This is a genomic window from Polynucleobacter sp. MWH-HuK1 (assembly GCF_018881815.1).
In the GTDB taxonomy this organism is placed as follows: domain Bacteria; phylum Pseudomonadota; class Gammaproteobacteria; order Burkholderiales; family Burkholderiaceae; genus Polynucleobacter.
The window spans coordinates 760,555-776,610 of record NZ_JACVPP010000001.1 but is presented as its reverse complement, the minus strand read 5'-3'; the positions used below and the strand labels follow the sequence as shown (position 1 = coordinate 776,610).

Here is a 16,056-nt window from a genome sequence, read left to right as displayed (position 1 = left end):
ATGTATTTTTGTCACACGTTACCAATCTTGATTTCCAAGATTTTGGATCGTGCCTATTAATCCCTGCGCTCTCGGTACGATAGTATCGATTTCACAATATTCTTCTACAGTATGAAATTTGCCACCTACAGGCCCAGTCGCGCAAAGAGTAATGGCGCCAATATTCGAGGTGACGCCAGAATCTGCACAGCCACCACTAAACTCCTCGCCTGTTGTGTATCCCATATCTGCAAGCGTTGATTGATACAACTCAAATAGCTTTTTTGATTGTAGAGTGGGTATAAATGGCTGAAATTCACCGATGACATCCATTTTTGCTAACGCTCCCGAAATAAATGATTTATTGCAGATACAGCGAATTTTGTTCACCATTGATTCACGCTGCTCTAGATCACGGATTCTGAGATCGATTGAGGCTTTAGATGATGGGGCTGATGTGTTTACCGACATTCCCCCAGAAACCAGACCTACGTTAACCGTGACGCCCGCATCGATATCGGTTAACTTATCGAGTTCGATTACTTTGTGGGCCAATTCAGAAATGGCGCTAATTCCATCTGCAAAATTTGCGCCAGAATGAGCCGCTTTACCCTGAATATCCATCTCAATGAATACGCCGCCTTTTCTGCCCGTCACAACATTACCATTTGGGCGCCCAGGCTCGGAATTAAATACAAATTGCTTATCCCTCGCAACCCTCGCAATAATCTCTTTACTCAAGGGAGATCCAATTTCTTCGTCACAAGTAAAAAGTCCCGCAACCTCGGGAAAGGGCTCTTTGCTTTGAGCGATTGCTACCAATATGAATGCATTCATCACAATTCCCGCCTTCATATCAGCTACTCCAGGACCATAGGCACGGTTATCTTGGATTTTGAATGGGCGACGAGCTGCTTCACCCAACGGGAATACCGTGTCACAGTGCCCCATGAGTAGAACTGAACCAGATATTTTGCTCTTTGGCTCTACCTCAACCGTAATCGCAACCTCAACATCCTTTAAACAATGTGATTTAGTCACCAACCCGTGATGATTAAAAAACACTTCTAGGCAACGAAATACACGTGAAACGCCCTGCTTATCGTAGCTGTTCGAATCGATATTTACGATTTCTTCAAGCAACTTCAACATATTGTCATGTTGATTTTTAAGCCACTGACTTGCTGGTAATTGAGTACTCAAAGAAAAACCCTTTTCTAAACTAAAAGTATTGAAATACAATACTTTATATTATATAGAAATATTTTATACGGAAAAAATGAAAAATACAATAAAACACAATGCGCTTTACGTCGGCTCAGTAGGCAAGGTTTTTACAGTCCTCAATTGCTTTAAAGCGGGCGGGGAAGAGCTCAGCCTCAAAGAGGTTGTAGAGCATAGTGATTTTGATAAAAGCACTGCACAGAGATACCTATTTACGCTTTGTGCTGAGGGGTATATAGAACAAAACCAGACTACAAGACGCTACAAGCTTGGCAAACAGGTGCTGGACTTAACATTTCATTTTTTACGCAGCAATACTTTAGTCGAGTCGCTCAATCCGATTATGTTGGATCTATCGCGTACTACCGGCGAAAAAATCAGCCTATCACTACTTGACGACAATCATTTAGTTCATGTTATGCGCCATCAAACAAATAACAATCAATACCATGCATCTTTAATTGGTCGACGTGTACCATTATTTTGCACCGCAGGTGGAAGAGCTGTGCTGTCACACTTTGATGAAGATGAGTGGGCAAGCTATATGTCTACAGCAATTATTAAGCCATGGACAACTTTCACTATGACCTCCCCTTCAAAAATTCAAAGTGAAATCAAATTAACCCGCAAAAGAGGGTATGGGCTTGTCTATAATGAATTCATATTTGACGAAGTTGCATTAGGCGCAGCCGTTCTTAGCGCGGATGGTCGAGCATTGGGCGCATTACATGTCTCTGGCGTAGCTACAGAATGGAGTGGTGCAGAGTATGCTGAACGGTTTGCCCCTTATCTGCTTAATGCCATTAGACAATTTGAGCAACGAAATGGATCTGAGAATTAATTTTAAAAATAGAACATGGGAACCACCATCCTCAATCAGATCAATCAACACAATCAACTTTTAATCCGCAGAGAGATCGATGTTTTAAATCATATTTGTGCCGACAGAATTAATAAAGTGATTGGCTCAGACTTCGGCATTTCCGTTAAGGCCCTAGAAGCGCATAGAGCGAACCTCATGGATAAGTTGAAAGTTAACAGGACGGCAACTTTACTTCAGTTAGCACTAAGGTATCAGGAGGCAAAAATCAAGGACTTATTTGATGAATGCCGCTACTTTAAGTAACGCTTAAAAGACAAAAACCCCACCATTGCTGATGAGGGTTTGTTATTCTGGTGGGCCCACTAGGACTTGAGTATGTCTCTAGGATACCCAATTGAGGCTCACCCATCCAAATGCACATCAGTCCAAATTCAATTCCTTCATTATTTCATGTCTATCTTGATCCAATGCCGGGGGATTTCTATCTACCTTAGAAACAAATGACCCAATATGAATAGGGTTACCCGCCACTGTTAACTTACTGCCATTTGCAGAAAAAACATCCAATAACATCTCACGCTCGTGTATTTGGGGACTTTCCAAAACTTGGGCCAAATTATTATATTCACCCGTTGGAATATTATTTTCCATTAATAAGTCAATCCAGTGCTTACAAGCTTCCTCTTGGAGGCGTTTTTCAAGTTCTACTTTTAACTGATCATGATGCTCGCATCGCAATGGGTTTGTAGAAAATCTCTCATCTGTTTTTAAGTTAGGTAGATTCAAAATATTGCACAAGCGTTGAAACAACATGTCATTGCCTGCTGCCACCACCATCCAGCCATCTTTTGCCTTAAAAACATCAAAGGGGGTAATTGAAGGATGACGTGAACCAATGGGCTCAGGAATACGCTTATCTACTTCATAACGAGCAATGGAGTTTTCAAGCAATGCGACTTGGCAATCGAGCATAGCCACGTCAACTTGCTCACCCATGCCCGTTCGCTCTCTTTGTAATAGTGCAGCCTGTGTACCAATCATGGCATATAAACCAGCTCCAAGATCTCCAATTGAAACACCCACTCGGGTTGGAGGACCGCCAGGTTGTCCTGTCAAACTCATAATGCCGCCCATGGCTTGTACCACCATATCATATGCAGGCCTTTTGCTATATGGGCCAGTTTGCCCAAAGCCTGAGACTGAAGTAAAGACCAATTTGGGGTAACGTTGATGCAATACCTCCCAGCTATAGCCCAACTTCTCCATAGTGCCTGGACGAAAGTTTTCTACCAATACGTCAGCAGTCTCCAATAGAGATTCAAATATCTTCTTATCAGCCTCAGCTTTTAAATCTAATGCGATGGATTCTTTATTGCGATTAATCGACATGAAATAGGCAGACTCACCATCTATGAATGGTCCTATTTGACGCGAGTCATCGCCAATATTAGGCTGCTCCACCTTAATGACGCGAGCGCCAAGATCTGCCATTAGCAATGTGCAATAAGGTCCCGCCAATACCCTAGTTAAATCAACTACAGTGATTCCACTTAAAGGACCAAGTTTTGCCACATTTGAATTACTCATTCGACTTTAGCCCCCGTCTGCTCTAATAAATCTTTGCTCTTTCTGCCCTCACCAATCGATAACATCAAAAAGTCGTTCTGTGATTTTGATGGGGCCGCATTGTTACCGGATTTCTCAAGCCTTGCCTTAACCTCAGGGTCATTTAATGCAACTAAACTCGCATCGAACAACTTCTTTGATACATCAGTAGGTAATCCAGCTGGACCGTACAAGCCAAACCAGAATGTGAAATCCAAATCTTTGACCCCAGCATCCTTCATCGATGGAATATCTGCAAAAAGTGGTGAGCGCTGTTGCGTAGTCACTGATAGTATTTTTAATCTACCAGACTGCGCTAAAGGCATTACTGAGGGCGGTGTGCCAAAGCTAATCTGCACATCGCCCGCTGCAAGTGCTTGCAACGAAGGTGCGCCTCCCTTGTAGGGGATATGCATGAGTTTTGTATTGGTTGCCTTTTCAAACTCCAGGGCTGCTAGGTGGGTCACTACCCCCACCCCAGATGATGAATACGTCACCTTGTCAGGATTTTTCTTGGCATAGGCAATTAATTCTTGAGTATTTTTTACCGGAACATCTTTATTAGCAGCGAGCATCATAGGCGCCAAAGACCAACGGGTAATTGCTGTAAAGTTTTTAACGCCATCATATTTTGCGCTTTTATAGAGATACTGGTCAGCACCATATAGTCCCGGGCCTGCCAAAAGCAATGTGTAACCATCTGGCGCAGCTTTAGCCACATAAGCGGATGCAATGGTAGTTCCAGCTCCAGGCATGTTATTAATGATGATGGGCTGCTCTAAAACCCTTGAAAGCTTATCGCTCACTATACGAGCTACGGCATCCGCCCCACCCCCAGGAGGAAAGCCCACAACTAAAGTAATGGGTTTTTGCGGATACTCCTGCGCAAAGACTAGCTGTGCGCTGCTAATAATGAAAGCTATTGTTATAAGCAATTTTTTCATTGTCTCCTCCTAATTTTTATTTACCTGTGAACTTTGGTGATCTTTTTTGTTGCCATGCCAAAGCCCCTTCTTGAATATCGCCAGATTGAACAGATTGCTGAACTAGAGCATCAATAGCTTTAGCATCTGCCCTATTTCTAGCAATCGCATTAATTGAATTTTTCATTCCCAACAGAGCGATTGGCGCCTTGTCAACTAGTGATATGGTCAATTTATGGAGCCCTTCATCTAAGCTCTTTTGATCTGAATATAGTGAGGTTAAAAACCCAATATCCAGCATTTGTTTTGCGTCTAACTTTTCACTTGTTAGAAATAATCTTTTAGTCGTATCAATCCCAAGTCGGGTTACATAGCGCTCTAATCCGCTTTGATAGAAATGCAATCCTAGGCGAGCTGCTGGCATAAACATCTCAGTCGCCTCACTACCCAATCGAAAATCGCAAGCTAGAGCCATATCGGTAGCGCCGCCATAAACACCGCCTTGGACTACAGCGATCGTTACGGCTCTACACGCTTCAAGCACGTCTACCATTTCACCAAAACTCACTCCCTTTATTTGGCTACTCTTAATCACCTCTGCAATATCAAATCCGCTACAGAAATACTTACCTTCGGCCCGCAGCACCAATACCAACACTTCAGCATTCGTGTTGACAGCCTGAATATGACTACGCAAAACCCCTAAATCTTCAGGGGTGAGCTTATTAGCCGAGGCAGCTCTATTTAAGGTAATCGTAGCCAATGAGCCATTGATACTAAGGCATGGTGCATAAGATTCTTTAGGGTGTATATTTTGCATATCAACGGATATTGTTGATATATCAACTACATCACAACCAGTAGAAACCCTAGAATCCATGAACACCCAGCAAAGCATACGTAAGCGAATCGAAAATGAGTTTCGTGAAGGAAAATTAGCACCAGGCACAGCCTTAGATGAGCGTGCCTTAGCTACAAAATTTAAGACTTCGAGAACTCCCGTAAGAGAGGCGCTACTACTCTTAAGTGCCCAGGGATTAATTGACATCATTCCTAGAACAGGAATTTATGTCAAAAAACTTACCGCCCATGAATTAATTGCCATGATGGAAGGGCTGGGCGAGCTAGAGGGCGTCCTAGCCAGGCTCGCTGCGCAACGCATTAATACCAAGTACTCAAAAGAAATTAAAGAAGCCATTAAGCAAACTGAGAAATTTGCCAACGCACAAGATATCAACAATTACCAGTTAGCAAACGTGCAATTCCACGAGGTAATTTATAGAGCCAGTGGCAACCCTTATATTGTTGAACAAACGAAAGCAGCGAGATTACAGATCTCTGGATATCGCGGGCATTTGTTTGAAAAACCTGGGCGCCTCAAAAAATCGCAGCTTGAACATAAAGCAGTTGCTGAGTGGATTTTGAAAGGGGAGGCAGATAAAGCAGCAGATGCGATGAGAGACCATATTTCTTCTGGCGGTAAGGCATTTGCTGACTTGATATTGACTAACAAAATCTAAGCAACTTTACCGTTACTTAAAGTAACGCTCAAAAGACAAAACCCCCACCATTTCTGATGAGGGTTTGCTTTTCTGGTGGGCCCACCAGGACTTGAACCTGGGACCAAAGGATTCCGGTTTGTGTTAGTTTCCTAACTCCCTGGACTATGCCTTCACCATATCGATTACTCGACTTAGGTGGGTGCCGTCTAGTCTCTACACCTTCAACAGCACTTTCATACTGAAGCTTGGCTCGGCGTTAGCTTGGATATTTCTACCTTTAGCTTTCTCCGAATTTGACACCATCCCTTATGCAGTTTCCACGCATAAGGCACAACTTTCGCTATGAGTCCTCTGCTCTAACCAACTGAGCTATGGGCCCTAAAACTACTCTTTTTAACCCGATAAAACTGGGCTAAAACTACTGCTTTACAACTTGCCTCGGTGTGTAAGCGGTGTGTAAGCAAACTTATCCACCCTTACCACGCTAAGACCCTTATGTTTATTAGGTTCTTAGCAAAATACAACGAGGTTATCTCTCTTATGAGTCCTCTGCTCTAACCAACTGAGCTATGGGCCCGTTAGTCTTATCAGTCTTCTTCTAAGAAGGTTTTGAGCTTGTCGCTACGGCTTGGGTGGCGCATCTTACGCAAAGCCTTAGCTTCAATCTGACGAATACGCTCACGAGTAACGTCAAACTGCTTTCCTACTTCTTCGAGAGTGTGATCTGTACTCATCTCAACACCAAAGCGCATACGCAATACTTTTGCTTCGCGCGGCGTCAATGAATCGAGAACGTCTTTCACTACATCGCGCATAGAGTCATGCAAAGCTGCTTCTGCTGGCGCCAATGTATTTCCGTCTTCAATAAAGTCGCCTAAATGAGAATCTTCATCGTCACCGATTGGCGTCTCCATGGAGATAGGTTCTTTAGCAATCTTCATGATCTTGCGAATCTTGTCTTCTGGGATCTCCATCTTCAGTGCCAAGGTTGCAGCATCAGGCTCATGACCAGTTTCTTGCAAGATCTGACGGCTGATACGGTTCATCTTGTTGATCGTCTCGATCATATGAACAGGGATACGGATCGTACGTGCCTGGTCAGCGATGGAACGAGTGATCGCCTGACGAATCCACCAAGTTGCATAGGTAGAGAACTTATAACCACGACGGTATTCAAACTTATCTACCGCCTTCATCAGGCCGATATTGCCTTCTTGGATCAAATCCAAGAACTGCAAACCGCGGTTGGTGTATTTCTTAGCGATTGAGATAACCAAACGTAAGTTGGCCACAGTCATCTCACGTTTAGCTTCACGGGCACGCTTCTCGCCAGCGATCATTTGCTTGTTAACTTCTTTTAATTCTGGAAGTGGAATAACGACATTCTTCTGAATATCAATCAACTTCTGTTGCAACTCTTGAATAGCTGGAACATTACGTTGCAAGAGTGCGCTATATGGCTTGTTCTCTTTGAGCAACTTGTCAGTCCAAGCGAGGTTCATTGACATCTTAGGGAAGTCTTTTAATACTTCACCACGATTAACGCCCACTTTGTCTACCAACAAGCTCACAATGCCACGCTCAAGCTTCCATACTTGGTCTACTTGTGAACGCATGGTGTCACATAACTTCTCAACACTCTTCGCTGTTAAGCGGAAACCAAGCAATTCAGCACGAATGGCATCTTGTGCTTTTACGTATGCAGGGCAGTTATATCCGTCTTTATCAAACGCACGGCGCATCTTGTCAGCTTGTGTGCGAACGATTGCAAACTTCTCTAAGGAGATTTGCTTTAACTCTTCTAATTGCTTAGCGTTTGCTGTTGCAGCACCACCGCCACTGCCACCAGCATCATCTTCATCACCCTCTTCGCCCTCTTCAGCATCTGGGTCAATCTCCGGCTCTTCAGGTCCGAGCTTAATATCTTCTGCATTTGGATCAACCAAACCATCCACAAACTGGTCTATTTCCATCTCGCCACTAGCGATCTTATCAACGTTACTCAGAATCTCGGCAATCGTTACAGGGCAAGCAGCCAAAGCCATCACCATGTCTTTGAGGCCAGCTTCGATCTTCTTCGCAATGACGATCTCGCCTTCGCGAGTCAACAAGTCAACCGTACCCATTTCACGCATATACATACGTACTGGGTCAGTAGTGCGTCCAAATTCTGAATCAACAGTAGATAAAGCTGCTTCAGCCTCTTCTTCAGCCTCTTCTTCGGAAGCTGCAGCAGCTGTATTGTCAGAAAGGATTAATGTTTCTGCATCAGGTGCTTGCTCGTAAACAGTAATGCCAATGTCATTAAGCAAGCTAATCAAAGTTTCCAATGCATCGGCATCGGACAACTCGTCAGACATCACGTCATTCATCTCACCATGGGTTAAGTAACCCTTGGACATACCCATCTTAATCAACGTCTTCAAGCGAGCACGGCGTAACTCTTGTTGTTCTTCAGTTCCCAACTGTTGCGCTGCAAATTCTTTTAAAAGCGCCTTCTCTTTCGCCTTACGCTCACGCGCTTTTTGACGATCGGTTAATACCGGTTCAGCAGCTTCAGCAGGCGCATCAGCCTTCGCCTTGCGACCGCGCTTCTTTTCTTCCTCAACTGCTACAGGAGCCTCTGGCTCTGCAGCCTTAGCTTTTTTACCCTTAACTTCTTTTGTTTCTTTAGCTGCTTTAGTTTCTTTAACCGACTCAACCTTAGGTGCAGCTACTGCTTTACCTTTTTTGACTGACTCAACTTTGACTTCTGCTTTAGCAGATTTCGCAGGAGCTTTTGCAGCTGGCTTAGCCGTAACTTTTACTGGCTTAACAGGTGCTTTTGCAAGAGCCTTAACAGGTTTAGCTGACACCTTTGCTTTAGCTACAGGTTTGGCAGAAGATTTCGCTTTTGGAGCTGGCTTAGCTGCAGGCTTTACTGGCTTAGCTGTCGTTTTCGCTTTTGGAGCTGGCTTAGCTGACGACTTTGCTTTAGCTGCAGGCTTTACTGGCTTAGCTGGCGTTTTCGCTTTTGGAGCTGGTTTTTTGGTCTTGGTATTCGGCATTTATTAGCACTTACTCACATTACTGTTGTTGATATCGACTGATGAAAAACAGCCCCGCGTTACTCACTTACCCACTTACCCCAAATTTCATCAAAATAAAGCGCAAGTGGCTGAATTAAATCGGTTTTTTCTTGGGAACAGAGGATTATAGTCGATTGAGACTTTTTGACCCCCTTCTTACTTAAAAATATGGGGTAATTTCAGGGGATTTCTAGGGGTCTTTCAGAAATTCTTAGGAGAATTTCAGCTTTTCGCCCAATTCCCGATATCGAGCCCGGTCCTGCTCAGTGGCAGTACTTCCGGCGATCTTTTGGGCAATTTCTGTCATTTCTTGCTTGAGGTGGGTTAATTCCAGTTTTTTGAATGCCCCATCTAGATCTGCAGCAGCGCCATCGAGCTCCAAATCAGAACCCATCACTCGATTTCTGAGAACTTCATACAGGGGCGCCAACTCACTACGAGAGAGTTGATCTTGGAACATCGCAAAAGCTCCGGCACCTGCGGTAGCTGGTTTATTCCCTTCACCAGGGATCAACTCAACCAAGTCACACTGAGCCAAAAGATCTTTCATCAAGGCATGCGCTTTTTCAGATCTTTGTTCTGCAGCTTTTAATGCAAGCGCTCGCTTATTCTCATCTAGCGCCTTTCCTAAATGTGGAAACTGAATGATGACTCGCAACATCTGCTCCGCCAAATCGGTTGGCGCTTTAGGCGGTTCAATATTTTGACTCGCAACGCGTTTTGCAGATCCTTTGGATGCTTGCCAAGGTGCGCCTTGACGATTGCCGTTACCTGAAAACGTATTCTGATTATTTTGATTGCCTTGAGTGCCCGCAGTTCTGGCTTGCATCGGTTGATAAGTAGTTTGACGCACAGGTGCAGGCGCTACTGTCAAACCACAAAATGCTTCAAGCTCAGCCGGGGTGGTATTCGTGCGAATGGCTAACTCACGCAAGATTTGTGTGCGCAGTGCAATCGGCGGCATTGAAAGCAAAAGAGGTTTAGCGGCATGATGGGTATGAGCCCTACCCTCCGGGGTAGTTAACTCATGATCTTCGCTGACAACTTTGAAGAAGAAGCTAGAGATGGACATAGCCTCTTTAATCACTTTTTCAAATGCCGGTGCGCCATAAGCCCGTACATAGCTATCTGGATCATGCTCAGTCGGTAAAAATAAGAAACGAATTTCTTTATCGTCTGACATTAAAGGCAAGCATGCTTCCAGTGCGCGCCGCGCAGCGCGTTGTCCAGCAGAGTCGCCATCAAATGAGAACACCACTTTATCCGTTTGACGCAATAGCATGCGCACGTGATTAGCAGTACATGCAGTACCTAAAGTGGCAACTGCATTTGAAAATCCCAATTGCGCCAATGCCACTACATCCATATAACCTTCACACACCAAGACATATTCTTGCGAGCGAATCGCCTGTCTCGCTTCAAACAAACCATAGAGCGTATTACCTTTTGAGAACAATGGCGTCTCTGGAGAATTTAAATACTTGGGCTCGCCCTGATCCAAAATGCGCCCACCAAAGCCAATCGTTTGGCCTTTTGGATTGCGAATTGGGAACATGATGCGATCACGGAAACGGTCATAACGCTTTACATTTGCACCTTCGGATTGCTCACCCTGAATCAGTAAACCACCCTCTAACAATGTCTTGGCAACCTCATCATTGGAATAAGTTCCAAAAACTGCCTCTAGACCCTGCCAGCCATCAGGCGCATAGCCTAAGGCGTAGCGTTTAGCAATCTCACCAGTAAGTCCACGACCTTTGAGATATTCAACTGCTCGGGTGTTACCCTTGAGTTGCTGGCGATACCAATCTGCCGCAGTACTCATTACTTCGCTCAGTGCCATAGCCTGCTGCTGACGCGCAACATCATTTGCCGTGCGCTCTTCACGCGGCACATCTAAACCAGCAGAGCGCGCCAAGTCTTCAATTGCATCAACGTAACCTAGACCGGAATACTCCATTAAAAAGCTAATGGCAGATCCGTGCGCACCACAACCAAAGCAGTGATAAAACTGTTTGGTGGGCGATACTGAAAACGAAGGAGATTTCTCGGAATGAAAGGGGCACAAACCCTGAAAGTTTGCACCCGCTTTTTTTAACTTTACGTGCTGCCCAACCACATCAACGATGTCTACCCGATTTAATAGATCGGCAATAAAGGATTGTGGGATGAGTGCCATAAGGCGAGTATGAAACTGTTTCGCTTATTTGGATACTTACTTGGCGAGTGCTGCTTTTACCAAACCAGAAACTTTACCCATATCTGCTTTGCCTGCGAGCTGGCCTTTAAGAAGGCCAATCACCTTACCCATATCCTGCGGGCCAGCAGCGCCAGTAGAAGCAACGGCAGCCGCTACAGCAGCTTCCACTTCAGCATCAGATAGCTGCGCTGGCAAGTACGTCTGCAAGATCACCATCTCGGCAGCTTCGACCGCAACCAAATCATCGCGCCCAGCTTTTTCAAATTGAGAGATGGAGTCTTTACGTTGCTTAATCATTTTCTCAACAGTTGCAATGACGCCAGCATCATCGACCACGATGCGCTCATCAACTTCACGTTGCTTAATCGCTGCCAACAAGAGACGAATAGTTCCTAAGCGCTCACTTTCTTTTGCGCGCATAGCAATTTTCATATCTTCAGTAATTTGATCTTTTAGACTCATGGCTTGATTCCTAGTGTTGAATATATCTAGCTTTGTTTGGCGATTCAAAAAGCAAAAACCCGCTGCGTTTCACCGTCAGCGGGTTTCAAAGCTTCTCGGTGAAGAGAGCTTTTAAATTCTATTAGTAAAGCTTCTTAGGCAACATTTGGCTGCGAATGCGCTTGTAATGGCGCTTAGCAGCTGCAGCCTTCTTACGCTTACGCTCAGCCGTTGGCTTCTCGTAGAACTCGCGTGCACGCAAGTCTGTCAAAAGGCCATTCTTTTCAATGGTGCGCTTGAAACGGCGCAATGCCACTTCAAATGGTTCGTTTTCGCGGAGGCGGACTGTAGTCATACTTGTTTAACTCGTATATGCTCGAAAAATATCGAAAAATTAACTGAATTGCGATTCTAGCACGACCAAGCGAAAAAATGATTGTTTTAGGAATAGAAACTTCTTGTGACGAGACTGGGGTGGCTTTATACAACACCGCCCCTTGGGAAAAGGGTAAACCGGCCTTCGAGGGCATACTGGGCCAGGGTTTGCACTCCCAGATCGCCATGCACCGGGACTATGGGGGCGTAGTCCCAGAATTAGCCTCCCGCGACCACATTCGCCGTGTTTTACCCCTTTTAGACCAATCTTTAGCCCAATCTGGGCTCAAATTGACCGATATTGATGCCGTCGCCTTCACCCAAGGCCCGGGACTGGCAGGCGCCCTTCTGGTGGGCAGTGCTTTTGCCAAATCCCTTGCTCAAGGCCTTAATTTGCCCTCAATTGGGGTCCATCACCTGGAGGGACATCTACTTTCACCGCTTTTGGGTCAAACAGCCCCTCAATTTCCATTTATTGCCCTTCTGGTATCGGGCGGCCATACCCAGCTCATGAAAGTCTCCGGCATTGGGCAGTATGAACTTCTGGGCGAAACCTTAGATGACGCAGCAGGCGAAGCTTTTGATAAGACCGCGAAATTACTCGGACTCGATTACCCCGGTGGTGCTGCAATTTCTAAACTAGCCGAACAAGGACGCTCCGGTATTTTTGACTTACCAAAGCCGATGTTGCATTCAGGTGATTTGGATTTTTCTTTTTCAGGATTAAAAACTGCCGTTCTCAATCAAGTTAAGAAGTTTGAGGATAAAAAGATTACCGATACATCTGAAGTAACGCAGTTTCATGCGGACCTCGCCAGATCTTTTGTCGATGCGATTGTTGCAGTGTTGGTGAATAAGTCTGAAAAAGCGCTCAAGCAAACTGGTTGTAAACATCTAGTACTTGCTGGTGGAGTCGGTGCCAATTTGCAGCTGCGTAGCGCATTAAATGAAAAAGCTGCGCGTAATGGTTTTGAAGTGCACTACCCACCACTAGAACTATGTACTGATAACGGTGTGATGATTGCTTTTGCTGGAGCGCTAAGAATGCTAGCCAAAAATAATGGCTCCACAACATCTGGGGCCTTTGATATCAAACCCCGCTGGGATTTGCAAAGCAATAACTTGGTCTAAGAGACTGACTTATAGAGTTACAGCTTATTTCTTATGACTGATGCGGGCAAATGCACTGTGATTGTGAATAGACTCAAAGTTCTCAGCCTCTACTACAAAAGACTGGATACGCTGATCCGCCTTAAGGTTGCCAGCCACATCACGTACTAAATCTTCTACGAATTTGGGATTACTGTAAGAGCGCTCTGTTACCCACTTCTCGTCAGGGCGCTTGAGTAAACCCCACAATTCGCTAGATGCTTCGCTCTCTGCAGCGGTGACCAAATCCTCTACCGTCATTTTTGTTTCAGTGTCGAGCACGACAGACATCGTTACATGCGAACGCTGATTATGAGCACCAAAATCAGAGATCTCTTTTGAACAAGGACACAAACTCATGACTGGAACTTGCGCACGCAAGCCTAATTTCACATCAGCACTGCCATTGTCATTTTGTTTAGCAGTGGCCATCCAGGTCACTTCGTAATCCATTAAGCTTTCCACGCCAGATACTGGCGCTGCTTTTTTTACAAAGTGAGTATATGTAAATTGCACATGTCCTTCTTTGGCATCTAGCAATGGCAGCATTTCACGAACCATTGCTACCACTGAAGTGCTATCAACTGCGATATCTTGCTTTTGTAATAAAGCCATGAAGCGCGACATGTGCGTGCCCTTCACATGCGCAGGCAAAGCAACATCCATCTCAAAAGTACCAACAGATGGAAAGTTGCCGGTCTTGCTACGTATCGTCAGCGGATGACGCACGCCACGAATTCCTACCTGCTCAATTGGCAAAGCGCGCTCATCCAAAGTGGATTGCACATCAGGCATTGCGCTAGGCTTTAAAAAAGCAGGGTTCATGTCATTCATAGCTCTATTTTCAGGCAAAACAGGCTTATTTGCCTGAAAGCACAGAATTTTGGCTCAATACCGCTGGAAAACGTTGTTTGATGGAGTTGGCAATGCCCTCCACATCCAAGCCACACCTGGTCATTAGCAGGCTATAGTCGCCATGCTCAATAAATTCATCAGGAAGACCTAATTGCAGGAGGGGCTTATTGATTCCGAGTTTGGATAGTGCCTCCAAACAAGCACTACCAGCACCACCAGCAATTGCACCATCTTCAACAGTCACAAAATAGTCGTGATCGGCTGCCAAGGATTGAATCAAATCTACATCCAGTGGTTTCACAAAACGCATATTGGCAACGGTGGCATTAATGCCCTCAGCTACTTCTAGAGCAGAATAAAGCAAGGTACCAAACGCCAAAATCGCTACACGTTGACCAGAAGGTGCAGTAGATTTACGACAAACCTCACCCTTACCTAATGGCAAAGTGCGCAATTCTTTTGAAGGTGCTGTGCCAATACCTGCGCCACGTGGGTAGCGAACTGCACTTGGATGCGGCTGATGGAATGCAGTAGTTAATAAATCACGGCACTCCGCTTCATCAGCTGGAGTCAAAACCAACATATTAGGAATGCAACGCAAGAATGGGATATCGTATGCACCAGCATGAGTGGCGCCATCAGCACCCACTAAGCCTGCACGATCTAATGCAAACAGTACTGGCAAATCTTGCAATGCGACATCATGAATAAGTTGATCGTAGGCACGCTGCAGGAAAGTGGAATATATTGCCACCACTGGCTTCATACCTTCACAAGCCATACCAGCCGCAAAGGTCACAGCATGTTGCTCAGCAATACCGACGTCGTAGTAACGCTTGGGAAAATTCTTTTCAAATTCAACTAAGCCAGAACCTTCGCGCATCGCTGGAGTAATGCCAACCAATAATGGATCAGCGTGCGCCATATCGCATAACCACTCACCAAATATTTGAGTAAAGGTTTTCTTGCTGGCAGCAGACTTCTTGACACCCTCCTCTGGATTGAATTTACTTGGACCGTGATACAGCACTGGATCCGCCTCAGCCAACTCATAACCCTGACCTTTTTTAGTCACTACATGCAAAAACTGTGGGCCTCGCCCTTCAAGCGCCAAACGACGAACGTTTTGCAGCATTGGAATCAAGGCATCTAAATCATGGCCGTCAATAGGACCAAAATAATTGAATCCAAACTCTTGAAAAATAGTGGATGGAGACACCATGCCTTTGGCATGATCCTCAAGGCGTTTAGCGAACTCACGTAGAGGTGGTGCAATAGATAAAACGCTATCAATACCTTTTTTAGTTGCCGAGTAAATATTGCCACTCAGTAGTCTTGCTAGATGACGATTGAGTGCACCCACTGCTGGGGAGATCGACATATCGTTGTCGTTCAAAATCACCACAAGCGGTAAATCGTCATACACACCAGCATTGTTCATCGCTTCGAAAGCCATGCCACCGGTCATCGCGCTATCGCCAATGACAGCTACAGCAACATGTCGCTCGCCTTTAGTTTGAAATGCACGAGCCATACCCATCGCTGCAGAGATGCTGGTGGATGAGTGCCCAGTACCAAATGCATCAAACTCACTTTCAGCGCGGTGTGGAAATCCAGAAAGCCCCTTGTACTGACGTAAGGTATTCATACGCTCACGACGACCCGTCAAGATTTTGTGCGGATAACTTTGATGACCTACATCCCAAACAATACGATCTTCAGGCGTATCGAAGACGTAATGCAAGGCAATCGACAACTCTACCGTACCCAAATTAGAGGATAGATGCCCGCCGGTTTTAGAAACAGAATCCAATACAAACTCGCGCAACTCATCCGCCAAGGCAGGAAGCTCTTCGCGTGAGAGTTTTTTGAGATCGTCAGGTGAGTTAATGGAATGTAAAGTCATTGAATC

General features: G+C 45.2%; 14 protein-coding genes. 4 read left to right on the top strand and 10 right to left on the bottom strand.

Going from position 1 to position 16,056, the window contains the following annotated elements:
* Nucleotides 1-18: 18 nt before the first annotated feature.
* The gene (locus ICE93_RS04020) at nucleotides 19-1,182 is read right to left on the bottom strand and encodes a M20 family metallopeptidase (RefSeq protein WP_255554482.1); all 1,164 of its coding nucleotides are present in this window, start codon (nucleotides 1,180-1,182) and stop codon (nucleotides 19-21) included.
* A gap of 28 nt (nucleotides 1,183-1,210) precedes the next feature.
* On the opposite strand from ICE93_RS04020, the gene ICE93_RS04015 reads away from it, so the two are divergent.
* Complete coding sequence (locus ICE93_RS04015; protein WP_255554481.1) at nucleotides 1,211-2,044, top strand: IclR family transcriptional regulator; 834 nt, start codon at nucleotides 1,211-1,213, stop codon at nucleotides 2,042-2,044.
* Between the two features lie 15 nt (nucleotides 2,045-2,059).
* Nucleotides 2,060-2,329 (top strand): LuxR C-terminal-related transcriptional regulator, encoded by a 270-nt coding sequence (locus ICE93_RS04010; RefSeq protein ID WP_216185818.1) that lies wholly within the window; start codon nucleotides 2,060-2,062, stop codon nucleotides 2,327-2,329.
* A gap of 117 nt (nucleotides 2,330-2,446) precedes the next feature.
* Here the strand turns inward: ICE93_RS04010 and ICE93_RS04005 are convergent, their stop codons facing one another.
* Genes ICE93_RS04005 through ICE93_RS03995 form a run of 3 tightly spaced genes read right to left on the bottom strand, consistent with a single transcriptional unit; the run spans nucleotide 2,447 to nucleotide 5,374 of the window.
* Nucleotides 2,447-3,613 carry a CaiB/BaiF CoA-transferase family protein gene (locus ICE93_RS04005; RefSeq protein WP_216185816.1) on the bottom strand — a complete coding sequence of 389 codons (1,167 nt, stop codon included), beginning with the start codon at nucleotides 3,611-3,613 and terminating at the stop codon, nucleotides 2,447-2,449.
* Nucleotides 3,610-4,575, bottom strand: a complete 966-nt coding sequence (locus tag ICE93_RS04000) for a tripartite tricarboxylate transporter substrate binding protein (protein WP_216185814.1) — start codon at nucleotides 4,573-4,575, stop codon at nucleotides 3,610-3,612. The genes ICE93_RS04005 and ICE93_RS04000 overlap by 4 nt, the downstream gene beginning before the upstream one ends.
* A gap of 16 nt (nucleotides 4,576-4,591) precedes the next feature.
* Nucleotides 4,592-5,374 (bottom strand): enoyl-CoA hydratase/isomerase family protein, encoded by a 783-nt coding sequence (locus tag ICE93_RS03995; RefSeq protein WP_216188258.1) that lies wholly within the window; start codon nucleotides 5,372-5,374, stop codon nucleotides 4,592-4,594.
* Nucleotides 5,375-5,432: 58 nt separating this feature from the next.
* On the opposite strand from ICE93_RS03995, the gene ICE93_RS03990 reads away from it, so the two are divergent.
* Nucleotides 5,433-6,074, top strand: a complete 642-nt coding sequence (locus ICE93_RS03990) for a GntR family transcriptional regulator (protein ID WP_216185812.1) — start codon at nucleotides 5,433-5,435, stop codon at nucleotides 6,072-6,074.
* 569 nt (nucleotides 6,075-6,643) lie between these two features.
* On the opposite strand, the gene rpoD is transcribed toward ICE93_RS03990, so the two are convergent.
* The 4 genes from rpoD to rpsU all read right to left on the bottom strand — a co-directional run bounded on the left by rpoD (nucleotide 6,644) and on the right by rpsU (nucleotide 12,120).
* Nucleotides 6,644-9,103, bottom strand: a complete 2,460-nt coding sequence (gene rpoD / locus ICE93_RS03985) for an RNA polymerase sigma factor RpoD (protein WP_216185810.1) — start codon at nucleotides 9,101-9,103, stop codon at nucleotides 6,644-6,646.
* Nucleotides 9,104-9,335: 232 nt separating this feature from the next.
* Nucleotides 9,336-11,303, bottom strand: coding sequence for a DNA primase (gene dnaG / locus ICE93_RS03980; RefSeq protein ID WP_216185808.1), 1,968 nt, complete (start codon nucleotides 11,301-11,303; stop codon nucleotides 9,336-9,338).
* Between the two features lie 36 nt (nucleotides 11,304-11,339).
* Nucleotides 11,340-11,786: a GatB/YqeY domain-containing protein gene (locus ICE93_RS03975; protein ID WP_216185806.1), complete on the bottom strand. Its 447-nt coding sequence runs from the start codon at nucleotides 11,784-11,786 to the stop codon at nucleotides 11,340-11,342.
* Nucleotides 11,787-11,907: 121 nt separating this feature from the next.
* Nucleotides 11,908-12,120, bottom strand: a complete 213-nt coding sequence (rpsU, locus tag ICE93_RS03970; RefSeq protein ID WP_011903537.1) for a 30S ribosomal protein S21 — start codon at nucleotides 12,118-12,120, stop codon at nucleotides 11,908-11,910.
* A gap of 77 nt (nucleotides 12,121-12,197) precedes the next feature.
* Here rpsU and tsaD point away from each other — a divergent pair, with 77 nt between their 5' ends.
* Nucleotides 12,198-13,271 carry a tRNA (adenosine(37)-N6)-threonylcarbamoyltransferase complex transferase subunit TsaD gene (tsaD, locus tag ICE93_RS03965; protein ID WP_216185804.1) on the top strand — a complete coding sequence of 358 codons (1,074 nt, stop codon included), beginning with the start codon at nucleotides 12,198-12,200 and terminating at the stop codon, nucleotides 13,269-13,271.
* Nucleotides 13,272-13,295: 24 nt separating this feature from the next.
* Here tsaD and folE2 read toward each other — a convergent pair whose 3' ends face one another.
* Nucleotides 13,296-14,123 carry a GTP cyclohydrolase FolE2 gene (folE2, locus tag ICE93_RS03960; protein WP_216185802.1) on the bottom strand — a complete coding sequence of 276 codons (828 nt, stop codon included), beginning with the start codon at nucleotides 14,121-14,123 and terminating at the stop codon, nucleotides 13,296-13,298.
* A gap of 25 nt (nucleotides 14,124-14,148) precedes the next feature.
* Complete coding sequence (gene dxs / locus ICE93_RS03955) at nucleotides 14,149-16,050, bottom strand: 1-deoxy-D-xylulose-5-phosphate synthase (RefSeq protein WP_216185800.1); 1,902 nt, start codon at nucleotides 16,048-16,050, stop codon at nucleotides 14,149-14,151.
* Nucleotides 16,051-16,056: the final 6 nt, after the last annotated feature.